Source organism: Streptosporangium sp. NPDC002607 (genome assembly GCF_053592655.1).
Genome location: NZ_JBSFWD010000016.1, coordinates 82,605 through 94,861 on the forward strand (window position 1 = coordinate 82,605; position 12,257 = coordinate 94,861).

Below are 12,257 nucleotides of genomic sequence, written 5' to 3' on the forward strand. Positions count from 1 at the left end.
CGCGAATCAGCTAGCCGGTCATGCGCGCCGGACCTGCGATGACTTGCATCTCCGTGAAGCTGTACAGTCCCCAGGGCCCGTTCTCCACGCCGATCCCGCTCCACTTGTGCCCGCCGAAGGGCAGATGCGGCCCCAGCCCGCGCGCGTGCTGATTGATGGCGACCTGACCTGAATCGATCTGTGCGGCGATGCCGGCCGCACGCTCGATGTCGTTCGACCAGACCGATGCCGTCAACCCGTATTCGCTGTCATTGGCCCGCCTCACGACGTCGTCCTCGTCTCGGAAGGACAGGACCGGCAGCACCGGCCCGAACTGCTCCTCGGCCACGACGCGGAAGCTGTCGTCGACGGCATCAAGGACCGTCGGCCGGAAGAAATAGCCGCCATCGCCGGCCGTCTCGCCGCCCGCCACCACCCGGGCACCGCGTGATCTCGCGTCGTTCACCAGATCATTGACCCGCTCCCACTGGGGACGATTGTTGACGGGGCCCAGTTCGACACCCTCTTGCAGCCCGTCGCCTATGCGCACGGATGCGGCCAGCTCCCCGAGCGCCTCCACAAGCCGGGGTTTGATGGATTCGTGCGCATACACGCGCTTGACCGCGACGCAAATCTGCCCACTGTTGCTGAACGCGCTCCAGAACAGACGTGGCGCGATCTCATCGACATCGACGTCGGGGAGGATGATCGCCGGATCATTGCCCCCGAGTTCCAGGGTCACGCGCTTGAGATCAGGCGCGGCCCCGAGCGCCACCTTCTTCCCGACAGAGGTCGAGCCTGTGAAGCTCACCTTGCGCGGCACGGGATGCGCCACCATCGCCGCCCCCAGGGGATCGGGCCCCGTGACGATGTTGAGGACGCCATCAGGCAGGACACCGCGGAGCGCCTGCCCCAATGCGAGCGTCGCGAGCGGAGTGTACGGCGACGGTTTCACCACGAGGGTGTTCCCCGCCCTGAGGGCTGGAGCGATCTTCCACATCGCGAGGCCGACGGGGAAGTTCCAGGGTGTGATCGCGCTCACCACACCCATCGGCCTGCGGAAGATCTCCTCGTAGCCGTGCGCGTCGTCTCGGATGACTTCGCGCGGCAACTCCAGATCAGCGTAATAGCGCAGCCAAGTCACGGCGCTCAGGATCTCGCTGCGTGCCTCCTCGACAGGTTTGCCCTGCTCCATCGTGAGGACGCGTGCGAGAGTCGCGACGCTCGCCTCGACGACGTCTGCCGCCCGTCGCATGGCGTCACGGCGCGCCGACTCGTCCCGCTTCCACAGGTGGAACGCCGCCTGCGCGTCCGCGAACACCTGATCGAGCTGTTCAGGACGGACGGCGGGCGCGCTGGCGAACACCTGCCCCGTCGCCGGGTTCACGACGTCGAAACGTTCCTTCGTCGCGAGGTCCGTACCGTTCGATGTCGCGGTCAAGGCCTCGATTGCTGCAATCGTATCCTGCACGTTCATTCCAAATTCCTTCGCGATTAACCCATTACAAGGACGGGCTTGATGACTTTGCCGGACAGCGAATCCGCTTCGGCGAGATTGACGTCCGCCAATGGATACGCCGTGATGAGCTTCTCGAACGGGAACCTCCCCGCCCGCCAGTGTTCGATGAGCTTCGGGAGCAGAATCTGGGGAACGGCACCTCCTTCGAGCGACATGGTGACGTGTCGGCCGGTCAGGAGCGCCGGCGGCACATCCAGTCGCCCTGCCCCGGCCCCGACCAGGACAGCTTTGCCCGGCCGGCGGAGGACGGAGATGGCGGTCGTGATGACTTTCGTGACGGCCGTGGTCTCGAACGTGAAGTCGAACCCGCTGGACCCGCCCTTGACGGCATCGATGAGGTCTGGAGCGTCACCGCGCACGACCCGGCTCGCGCCGAGTTCCTCCGCGAGTGCGAGCCGCGAGTCATGCAGATCGACGACGACGATGTCGCCGGCGCCGGAGATCCGGGCAGCCATCACAGCGGCGAGACCGACGGCACCGGCGCCGAACACGGCCAGACTCTGACCCGGACCGAGCTTCATCTCGTTGAGGACCGAACCGGCTCCCGTCTGCAGTCCACATCCCAGCGGGCTCAGCAGCTCCAGCGGCAGGTCGTTCGCGACCACCACGGCATTCCGCTCCGTTGCGATGGCGTACTCGGCGAAGGACGACTGTGCGAACCAGCGGTTCACGACTTCCGCCCCACCGGCATCCACCGCCGAGGTCGTGCCGTCGACCCGCGTCCCGGTCACATTGCGGGCCTCGAACTGCACGCAGTAGGCCGGGTTGCCCGTGCGGCACAGTGAGCACCACCCGCACGAGTCGAAGCTGAGCAGCACATGGTCGCCTGGCCTGGTGCGGGTGACGGCGCTTCCCACCCGCTCGACCACTCCCGCTCCCTCGTGGCCGGCGATCATGGGACGGGAGTCCTTCTTGTGTGAAGGGTCGCGCAGTATGAGATCGGTGTGACACATCCCGCTGGAGACAATACGGACGAGGATCTCGTCGGAACGCAACTCCCCGAGATCGATGTCTTCGATCTGGAACGGCGCGTCGGGTGCACGGAGCACTGCCGCGCGCATCAGGCGGCAATCCGCACGGGAAGGCGCTTCACGCCGTTGATGGAGTCGCTGCGCAGGAACTCGGGCTCGCCGACCTCCATGTCCGGCAGGCGCGTCAGGATCTGCTTGAACAGCGCACGCAGCTGAGCCTTGGCGACCCCGTTGCCAAGGCAGAAGTGGACGCCGCCTCCCCCGAATCCGACGTGCGGAACGCGTTCGCGCTGAATATCGAACACGTGGGCGTCCGGCCACGCCTCCTCGTCGCGGTTACCCGAGCAGTAGAAGAGCATGACCTTGTCGCCTCTCTCGATCTTCTGCCCACGGATCTCGACGTCTTCCATCGCCGTACGCGCGAACTGGATGAGAGGGGAGGCGTGGCGGACGAACTCCTCGATGGACTGTGCGATGCGGTTGTCGTAGTCCTCGGTGAGCCAGGCTTTCTGGTCGGGGTTGCGCCAGAGGGAGATCACGGATCGCGATGTCGTCTGTTTCGTCGTGTCGTTGCCTGCGACACTGAAAAGCACCATCGTCTGCCCGATCTCATCGACGGTCAGGGGGCGGCCATCGATTTCGAAGTTCGCGAGCGCGGTGGCGATGTCGTCGGACGGATGGGTGCGACGGTGCGCGACGAGGTCGACCCCGATCTCCGTGAGGATGCGGATCTGCTCCTGGGCGTACTCGAGTGGGCCGACACCTTCGGGCCGGAACTCGGGGTCCTGCACGCCGACGAGTTTGTCGCCGGCCTCCGCGAAGGCGTGCACGAGGCTCTCGGGCAACCCGACGAGGTCGGCGACGGTGAGCATCGGCAGCTTGGCGGACACCTCCGTGACGAAGTCGAACTCACCTCGGTCTGCGACGGAGTCGATGATCTGCTCAGCACGCTCTTCGATCTTCGCGCTGAGCCGGCCGACGGCCTTGGGCGTGAAGGCGGCGCTCATGATCTGCCGGGTCCGCGTGTGCTCGGGAGGATCCATCTCAATGAACGTGATCGCCGGCTGCCGGCTGAGGTCACGCGCGCGCCAAATGATGCCGCCGTTGCGCTGGTCGGAGCTGAAGATCTGATGGTTCTGGCTGGCGAACGAGATGTCGTCCTTCCTCGTCAGCGCCCAGAAGCCGGCCTGCTGGTGCTCGTCGCCCGCTTCCGGTGCGAATCGCGGTTTGTGCCAGCTGACCGGCGCGTGCCGCCGAAGCCGCGAGAAAGTCTCGTCGCGCACCTCGAAGGGTTGGTCCCAGAACGCGTCGGAACTGAGGTCTTCGTCGGTTGTGACGGGGTGCTCGCGCGCGAAGAGACGTATGCCGTCAGGCGTGGTGTAGGTCACTGTCGTGCTCCGGTCGATGGATGTGGCAACGGAGCGCCCCCCACTCCGTCATGGTGGCCTAGAAGCGAAATGTATACATAATGCTTCTTTAACCTAGAATATACAGCGTGGCCACCATGTCAAGATATCCTGCGAGATTGGCGACTGCCGCTGCACCAGGTGGCCATCCTTGGTAGTTATCCCAGGTGAGAGGCATCTCGAGAGCTATACAAGAACCCGGGCGGGGCCCGCTGCGTTCCTCTCGGAGCATCGTGCGTTCACGGCAATCCGAAATCCTCAGGTATACATAGCGAGCAAGGCTCATCGAATACGGCGGGTGACCAGCCATGCGTAGCTGGCCTGCCCCAGGCCAACGAGGAGCATGGCGATCGCACCCACCAGCACCCACCGGGCACCGAGATACTCGGCGGCCAACCCGCCGACGGTCGGCCCGATGATTGCGAAGACGTCGAACGTGATCCAGTAGACTCCCGCCGCGGCGGCCGTCCGGCCGCCGCGCGAGTCGGCGAGCAGCGCCGCCGCCGTCGAGTGCTGAAGTCCACTCGCTGAGCCGAGCGCGACGAAGGCCAGGATCGCAATGACCGCCGCCTCGGCGAAGGACAGCAATCCGAAACTGCAGATGCCGACCACGTACGAGGCAACTAGGAGCGGAAAACGCCCCACGCGGTCGGAGAGCGTGCCCGATGTCGCCGTCGCGACGACCTGGGACACGGCCGAGATCGTCAGCACGATTCCGACGAAACCCACCATGTGGCCGATCGCCTCGAGGTACGCCGGCAGGATCGCAAACCGCACACCGTAATAGAGAGCCCCGTTGACCGCCTGACAGACGACGACGGTGACGAAGAGGGGGTCGAGGAAGAGCAGACGGAGCGTGCCACGCCGCGCCTGCGGCACGGCGGCCTCTGGGTCGGCCAGTTCGTCGGTCGCTTCGTCGGTCGCTTCGTCGGTCGCTTCGTCCAGAGTTCGCATGGTCCGGATCTGGTTGAGGAACACCAGGGTCATCACCGCTGCGACACACATCGCCACGCCGTACACGATCAGCGGCAGGTGTGGGTCCAGAACTATGATTCCGCCCAGAGCCGGTCCCGACACCGTCCCGATGCCGAGAAGACCCCCCTGCAGACTCATCACGCGACCTCGCAGACCGGGTGGGGAGACAGCCACCATGAGGGCCGTGGAGGCCATCGTGAAGGCCGCGCTGCCCACCCCGCTGACGGATCTGAGGATGATGAACGTCGTGTAGTCGTCGGCGAAGCCGGCCAGGATGGTCGCGACGCCCTGGAATCCCAGACCCGCCGCCATGACAGGCTGGAGCGGCAGCCGCCGGAGTATCGGAGTCAGTCCGAGGTTCGTGGCCAGCCGTGTCATGGCGAATCCGCTGATCGCGACGCTCATCCCTGCTACGCCGACACCGTACGCCGCGCCCAGCGCCGGCAGCGAAGGCACCACGATCCCGAAGCCGACCGCGGAGAGGAAACTGGCCAGCGCGATGACCCAGGCTGCGCGAGGCAGCTTCACGTGATTCCTCATCAGTTCTGGGAGTAAGCCATCCGGCAGACTCCTGGTGGTAGCCGCCAGCAGGTGAGCACTCGTGGCTCCTGGACGTTGAGTCCTGATGAGAGACCGTGCCCTTGCCGGTTGGCTGGGAGAGCTGATCGCTGTTGGGATGTCGTGCGCGCCCACGTGGGTGTGAGCACTGCTTGATCAGGTCTGCAGATGGTGATCGGCATCCGAAGGGCAGGTGCGCGACGCGCCCACCATCGTCGACGCTGTCGATGATGGTGGGCGCATAGAAATACCCGTCGCCGGCGATGCGTGCTCCGCCCGGCCAGCCGGCCGGTGGACGGGTTGCGCACGGGCGTGGTCGCTTAGGTCGCCAGGTCCCCACCACCGCTGGTCGCGGGGATCGTCAGCAGATCGTCTGCGGAAATGGTCATCGGGATCTCTTTCCTTCAGGCGCGTGCATGCGCAGCACGCTCGATGAGGGTTTGTTCGAGCAGCGCCAGCGCCTCGTCCCAGCTGCCGCGCTGCTGGATGAGCCTCCGGAACTTCATGATCTTGCGCTGCTCGTTGAGGGTCGCGGCACCGACCAGCCGGTCGCCCGATCGATACAGCGCGACGAACTTGTCCTCCTGCGGGCCACCGGACGCGAAGGTCACACTGTCCGCGCTCGCGGTGCCGACGAACTGGATCCGGCTCTGGTACCAGTCGCTCCAGAAGTATGGGACTGTCTCGAACGCGGCCCGTTTATGCTCGACGACGGCGTTAACGCCTGCGCGGGCTCCCTGTTCGGCGGCATTCGTCCAGTTCTCCGAGCGCATCGTGACGTCCATCACACCGTTCGGCCAGTGCGCGACATCGCCCGCAGCGAACACACCGGGGATGGAGGACTCGAGGTACTCGTCGCAGACGACCCCGCCGTCGATGGGGTTCAACTCGATTCCCGAGGACACCAGCCATTCGGTCGCCGGGGCAGCTCCGATCCCGACGACGACGAGATCGGCGGGGATGCGCTCGCCATCAGCCAGCACGACCTCGGTGACATGGGTCTCCCCTCGAATCGCCTCGATCTGCGCCCCGCATACCAGCCGGACGCCATTGCGCGAGTGGAGACCCGAGATCGCGGCGCCCACCTCCTCGCCGACGGCTCGGACGAGCGGTACCGGCGCCGCCTCGAGGATCGTCACATTCGCACCCTGTACATGTGCCGACGACGCGATCTCGGATCCGATGAACCCAGCCCCGATGACGACGACGTCGAGACCTTCGCGCAATCTGCTCCGAATGCGCGTCGCGTCGTCCAGGGTCCGGAGAGTGACGACTCCGTCGATGTCGGGAGCGATCGCCAGGCGCCGCGGGCTCGCCCCGGTCGCGACGATGAGCTTGTCGAACGGCACGCGACTCGCGTCCGCGAGCACGACCTCCCGCGCGTTCGGATCCAGCTCCGTCGCGCGACTGGAGAGCCGGATCGCGATGTTCTGCTCGTCGAGCTCCTCCGGTGCGACGAAGTAGTCGGGCTCGCCGGCCTCGGCAAGGTACGCCTTGGACAAGGGCGGGCGGTCATAGGGTAGATGCGGCTCATCGCCGATCAGCGTGATCCTGCCGCTGAATCCCTCGCGGCGAGCAGCCTGCGCGGCCCGCAGGCCAGCGAGGGACGCACCGACGATGACGAGTCCGCCAGGCATTACGCACCCTCTCCGGCGACGGACCGCGAGTCGCGGTGGATCGCCAAACGGTCAGGATGCAGTGGTTCGCCGAGAACCCCGCATCGACCTCGGTCAGCAGCAATCTCCATTGACACTCCAAACATGTGGCTCTCGCACCCTCGGCTCCTCGGCGGGAGCCATAGTCAGCGGTAGGAGATGGGAAGCGCGTGAGCGACGGGCCCTCCGGCGAACACGGTGCGCTGCTCGATGGACTTGTCCACTTCGGAGTCGGACAGCCCGGCAGTTCGGAGGATCGCTCGTGTGTGCTCGCCGTTGCCGGGCGGGACCATCGGGCCACGGCGCTGGGTCCTGCTGAAGCCCGCGTATCGCCCGGTCTGCATGAAGCTTGTACCGTCGTCCTGCAGCCGGATGTGGAAGGCTTCCGATTCGAGCAGTTCGGGATCGCGAAGTACCTCTGAGACGGGACGCACCTTCGCCGAGGGAACACCTGCGCGCGCGAGGCGCTGGAGCGCGTCCGCCAAAGGCAGCGAGGCGATGGAGTCCCGCAGTCCGGTTGCCAGATCTCCGTCGCCGACCAAGCCGGACTCGCGCAGTCGCGACTCGACGGTTTCATCGTCGAACGTGTGGACGTCGATGCCGAGCCACCCGTCGGCAGCCTCGTAGTATCTCCGCAGCGGATGGTGGCCTCGATAATCCTGGTGCCCCACCGGCGGGACGGGACTCCCCTCGAAGCGCACCATGTGCTCCATCTGCAGGAACGTCGCCGTGGCGGCGAGCGAGTTCCACGTCCGCTGGCCGACGCCCGATTGCTGACGTTCGTACAGACCGAGCAGGCTGAGGAGGGTGCTCATCGCCGACGTGGCCACGTCGTTGATGGCGATGGTGTTCGCGACGGGGACGTCGTCACCGCCCCACGACGACATCATGCCGCTCTCGGCCTGGATCACCATGTCGACGCCGGGACGGTGCGCATACTCACCGCCTTCGCCGTAGGCGGACATCGACTGGGTGACGATCCGCGGGTTGAGGGCCGACAGAGTCGCGTAATCGATGTTGAACTTCTTCATCACGCCAGGTCGCATTGCGTCCATGACGATGTCGGCCGTCTCTGCCAAGCGGTGGAAGACCTTCTGTCCCGCCTCAGTCGACAGGTCGATCGCGAGGCTGCGCATCCCGCGGTTCACGGCATAGGACATCACACGGTTCGGGTCACCGGTGAGTGGCTCGACCTTCACGACGTCCGCGCCGAGCTCGCTGAGCAGCATGCCCGCGTACGGCGAGGCCACGAACGTTCCCATATTGAGAACCCGGAAGCCGTTCAGCGGACCGGGCACGTAGCGGGGCGGCAGGCCGGGCTTGGGCTCCTTCGCCGGCCACGGCAGCATCCCGTCGTCCGCACCAGGCGGTGGAGCCGGCGTCCGGACGGCACCGGGCGTGCGTGTGAGGACGATGGGGATCCCGACCATCTCGACCGCGCCCCGAGCAGGGTCCTGGACCGTGGCCCGCATCCCGATCGAGCGGACGACCTCGCCGTCGAACCACTCCTCGCGGGAGTTCATCGGTCCGCAAGGGATGCCGATGCTCTCGACGAGTTCGAGCATCTCGGCTCGGGTTCGGAGCGCGACGGCACTCTCGATGATCTCCGTGGCCCAGGCGAAGTTCTCGGGCAGCGCCATGCGCGCGGTCACGCCGCCGATGCGCTCGTCCTCCAGCACGCGCTCCAACCCCAGCGCGCGCAGCAGACGCTCTTCGAACTTACGTCCGAGCGCGCCTAGGGCCAGCCACTTCCCATCCGCGCAGAGAAATTGTCGGTAGCTGGGGTGCCGGCCCATGACGCCGATCGCCGTCGGCGGGTCCGGCGCGGCCGGGCTCGTGTTGAGGGAACTCACAGTCGCCTGGAGGACGCTGTGCATTCCGGTCACCGTCACGACCTGGCCGAGACCTGAGACCGTGCGCTCGATCAGGGCCGCCACGGCGCATGTCGCGGCCCATAGGGCGTGGATGTAGGAGAGGAAGGGTGACATGCTCGCCACCGGACCTCCGGAGACCGAGGACTGTCGCATCGCCATTCCCGCGAAACCTGCCAGGAGGTCGTTCGACTCCCCGCCGGCCCATGCGGAGTGCCCGTCCACGTAGGCGGGCAGCCGCAATGTGACCAGTTCGGTGTTCGCGCGGCCCGCCTCCTCGACGGAGTGCCCCCAGTCCGACAGCGTGACACCGTCGCCGAGCACGACGACATCGGCACCGGCCACGGAGGCCGCGAGCCACTCCAGGTCGCTGTGCCGGGCGGGATCGACGCGCACGCTCTTCTTGTTCCGATGCCAGACCGCGTACCCGGGATTGTCCGACTGGGGGTCCGGCGCCGGGCCGTCGATGCGGATCACGTCGGCGCCGAAGTCCCCGAGGAGCATGCTGACGACAGGTCCGGCGATCCCTGTGGACAGGTCGAGGACGCGGACTCCTTCGAGCGCACTCACGACGCGCCTCGAAGCGACACGCGACCGCGATCGATGACGACGTCGCCCTTGGAGTCGAGCGTGCGGAAGACGCCACCGCCTTCGGTCTTCCAGACCTGGATCTCGAGCGTTTCGCCCAGCTGAACCGGCTTCGTGAAGCGACCGTACATGCCGCCGAACACCGCCGGATCGGAGTCTGCGACCGCGTGCAGCAGACCGCGCGCGGTGAAGCCGTACGTGCACATCCCGTGGAGGATCGGCGCGGGGTATCCGGCTTTGCGAGCGAACTCAGGATCGCTGTGGAGCGGATTGCTATCGCCGGTGAGGCGATAGATCAGCCCCTGCTCGGCAAGGGTTTCGTACCGGATGACGGCGTCCGGTTCGCGGCCGGGGAGCTCCCAGCTGTCTTTCGGTCCGCGGTCACCGCCGAACCCTCCTTCTCCACGGACGAATGTGCTCGAGGTGAGCCGGGCGATCGGCTGGCCTGTCTCCACGTCCACGACATCTGTCGACGACGACACGAGTGCCCCGGACCCCTTGTCGTAGATGCCGTCGACGCGTGTCGTCGACATGACCCGTCCCTCGGCGGGGACGTCGGCGAACAGCTCGAAACCCATGTCCGCGTGCAAGATCTTCGACAGGTCCAAAGTGATGCCCTCCGGGAGATCTCCTCTCGCTGCGACGGCGATGAAGGACGGCAGGACACGGTGGCGGACCGTGGAGTTCTCGGTCGTGAACTCCAGTTCCCGCGCCGCGTCGCCGTGCCCGGCGCCCACCGCCACGGCGTAGAGGAGGGTGTCCTTCACCGTCCAGGTGCGTTCGCCGGGCGCGCCGGCGCGGCCGACGAAGCGGTCGACGAAGTCGAGGTCAATGGGCATGGCTCACACTCATTTCATGATTGGGGTGGCGCGGACGCGATCCCGTCGCGTCCGCGCCTGCGGAAGAAGCGGACGGGGTCGAACTCCGTCGCCGCCGGGTAGGTGTCGCCGAACAGGGGCACGGCATCCGCGTGCAGAAAGAGAGGGGCGGTCTCGGGCAGGGCGAGGTTCAGTGTCGATGCCACACCGAGAACGCGAGGCGTACGGTCGGCGCCAGAAGCGATGAGCACCTCGCCGCCACTCAGCGGCTGAAGGCCCGGGTCTCGGAGCACGACGTCGAGGAGCCCTGCATGGGCCCGTATCCTCACCGTTCCCCGGGCAGCGACGGTGCCGTCCTCGCGTCCCCCGGTCAGAGGGAACCCGAAACCACCATCGAGCTCGATCGCACCGTCCTCGATGGTGATGACGCCGCCGACCCCGGCGACGTAACGCAGGAAGGACGGTTTCACACCCCAGGCGAGGATCGACGCCTGTGCCCGGCTGGTCGGGATGAGCTCCATATCGATGGCGACCACGGTGGCGCGCTCAGTCATCGACGATGCTGAGCGCGGCCGCCGGGCAGGAACGGACGGCCTCTTCGACCTGTGCGCGATCTGCCTCGCCGACGGTCTCCCGGACGAGGATGAGGACACCGTCGTCACCGACTTCGAAATATGCCGGCGAGATCGACTCGCAAATGCCGATGCCCGTGCAACGGCCCCGATCAACCGCGATCTTCATGGCTCATGCCTTCGGATTAGACGTGGTCAGCCCGGGAGCCGGCTGCAGGCCATCCGCGAGCGGCCGGAACACCCGTTCGAACTCGGGAGCGAGGCTTTCGGCGGTCCACGGGCCATCTCCGTCGAACGTGGCGATTTCCTGCGGCGTGTTGTACAGCCCGACGTGGTACCCCGCGGAATAGAGGGTCCGACCGGACAGCCAGTCAGACTGCTCCGAGCCGATGAAGGCGACCACCGGGGCGATGTTGTCCGGTGACAGGTAGTCGTCCTCCTGGTCGAAAGTCCGCTTCTCGCCGGGAACCGTCGCGGTCAGACGGGTCGCGGCGCCGGGAGAGATCGCGTTGGCCGTGACCCCGTAGCGGGCCAGACCGTTCGCGAGCGACTGCGTGAAACCGACGATGCCCATCTTCGCCGCCGCATAGTTGGACTGCCCGGGCGCACCGTGCAAGCCGGATGCCGACGTGAAGTTGATGATGCGGTAGTGCCCGTCGGGGTTGCGCTGCTCACGCCAGTAGGCCGAGGCGGGGCGGATGGTGCTGTAGTGTCCCTTGAGGTGCACGCGGATCACCGCGTCCCAGTCCTTCTCCTCAAGGTTGAAGATCATGCGGTCGCGGAGAATCCCCGCGACGTTCACAACGATGTCGAGCTTGCCGTAGTTCTCGAGTGCCAGATCCAGCAGACGCCGGCCGGTCTCGACATCGGCGACATCGCCACCGTCCGCGACGGCAACCTTCTCGCCGACGGAGTCGTTCAACTCGCTCGCGATCTCCTGAGCGGGTCCGACGTCCGCGCCCGAACCGTCGCCGGCCGAGCCGAGATCGTTCACCACGACGCGGGCGCCCAAGCCCACGTAGAGCCGTGCGATCGACGCTCCGATGCCGCGGCCGGCACCGGTGATGATGGCCACGCGGCCGTCCAGAATTCCCATGTCGCTCCTTAGCGATCAAGCTCACCGATCGAGCCTGTTGGATACAGAAATGCTCCTGCTCGTCAGGAGCATGCCGTATTTCCTGCCTGTTTCGCAATGGCTACGACTGCATGTATACATGAGTAACTTCATGGGCGGTTCACACCCCACCCACCTACCGACACTCGACGACGATGCGAAGGGGCTCGAAGATGACCGCAGGGCCAGTTCCCCAACCCACACCGGAGACCCTCCCGTTCTGGGAGAGCA

At 66.3% G+C, this 12,257-nt stretch carries 10 protein-coding genes; all 10 read right to left on the reverse strand.

The features are described 5' to 3' along the window. Positions 1-10: 10 nt before the first annotated feature. The 10 genes from ACWD3H_RS19765 to ACWD3H_RS19810 all read right to left on the reverse strand — a co-directional run bounded on the left by ACWD3H_RS19765 (position 11) and on the right by ACWD3H_RS19810 (position 12,008). The gene (locus ACWD3H_RS19765) at positions 11-1,456 is read right to left on the reverse strand and encodes an aldehyde dehydrogenase family protein (RefSeq protein WP_451955992.1); all 1,446 of its coding nucleotides are present in this window, start codon (positions 1,454-1,456) and stop codon (positions 11-13) included. A 17-nt stretch (positions 1,457-1,473) separates the two neighbouring features. Beyond that, positions 1,474-2,559, reverse strand: coding sequence for an NAD(P)-dependent alcohol dehydrogenase (locus tag ACWD3H_RS19770; protein ID WP_451955993.1), 1,086 nt, complete (start codon positions 2,557-2,559; stop codon positions 1,474-1,476). Further along, positions 2,559-3,857, reverse strand: coding sequence for a cytochrome P450 (locus ACWD3H_RS19775; RefSeq protein ID WP_451955994.1), 1,299 nt, complete (start codon positions 3,855-3,857; stop codon positions 2,559-2,561). Before ACWD3H_RS19775 ends, ACWD3H_RS19770 begins: the two co-directional genes overlap by 1 nt. 300 nt (positions 3,858-4,157) lie before the next feature. Then, on the reverse strand, positions 4,158-5,378 hold the full coding sequence (locus ACWD3H_RS19780; protein WP_451955995.1) for an MFS transporter: 1,221 nt from the start codon (positions 5,376-5,378) through the stop codon (positions 4,158-4,160). Positions 5,379-5,812: 434 nt separating this feature from the next. Continuing rightward, on the reverse strand, positions 5,813-7,045 hold the full coding sequence (locus ACWD3H_RS19785) for an NAD(P)/FAD-dependent oxidoreductase (RefSeq protein WP_451955996.1): 1,233 nt from the start codon (positions 7,043-7,045) through the stop codon (positions 5,813-5,815). 164 nt (positions 7,046-7,209) lie between these two features. Beyond that, positions 7,210-9,504, reverse strand: coding sequence for a CoA transferase (locus ACWD3H_RS19790; protein WP_451955997.1), 2,295 nt, complete (start codon positions 9,502-9,504; stop codon positions 7,210-7,212). Beyond that, positions 9,501-10,361 carry a MaoC/PaaZ C-terminal domain-containing protein gene (locus ACWD3H_RS19795; protein ID WP_451955998.1) on the reverse strand — a complete coding sequence of 287 codons (861 nt, stop codon included), beginning with the start codon at positions 10,359-10,361 and terminating at the stop codon, positions 9,501-9,503. The genes ACWD3H_RS19790 and ACWD3H_RS19795 overlap by 4 nt, the downstream gene beginning before the upstream one ends. Before the next feature lie 14 nt (positions 10,362-10,375). Next, the gene (locus tag ACWD3H_RS19800) at positions 10,376-10,894 is read right to left on the reverse strand and encodes an HtaA domain-containing protein (RefSeq protein WP_451955999.1); all 519 of its coding nucleotides are present in this window, start codon (positions 10,892-10,894) and stop codon (positions 10,376-10,378) included. Continuing rightward, positions 10,887-11,081 (reverse strand): ferredoxin, encoded by a 195-nt coding sequence (locus ACWD3H_RS19805; RefSeq protein WP_355555670.1) that lies wholly within the window; start codon positions 11,079-11,081, stop codon positions 10,887-10,889. The genes ACWD3H_RS19800 and ACWD3H_RS19805 overlap by 8 nt, the downstream gene beginning before the upstream one ends. Positions 11,082-11,084: 3 nt before the next feature. After that, a complete protein-coding gene (locus ACWD3H_RS19810; RefSeq protein WP_355555672.1) occupies positions 11,085-12,008 on the reverse strand; it encodes an SDR family NAD(P)-dependent oxidoreductase in 924 nt (307 codons plus the stop codon). Positions 12,009-12,257 lie beyond the last annotated feature (249 nt).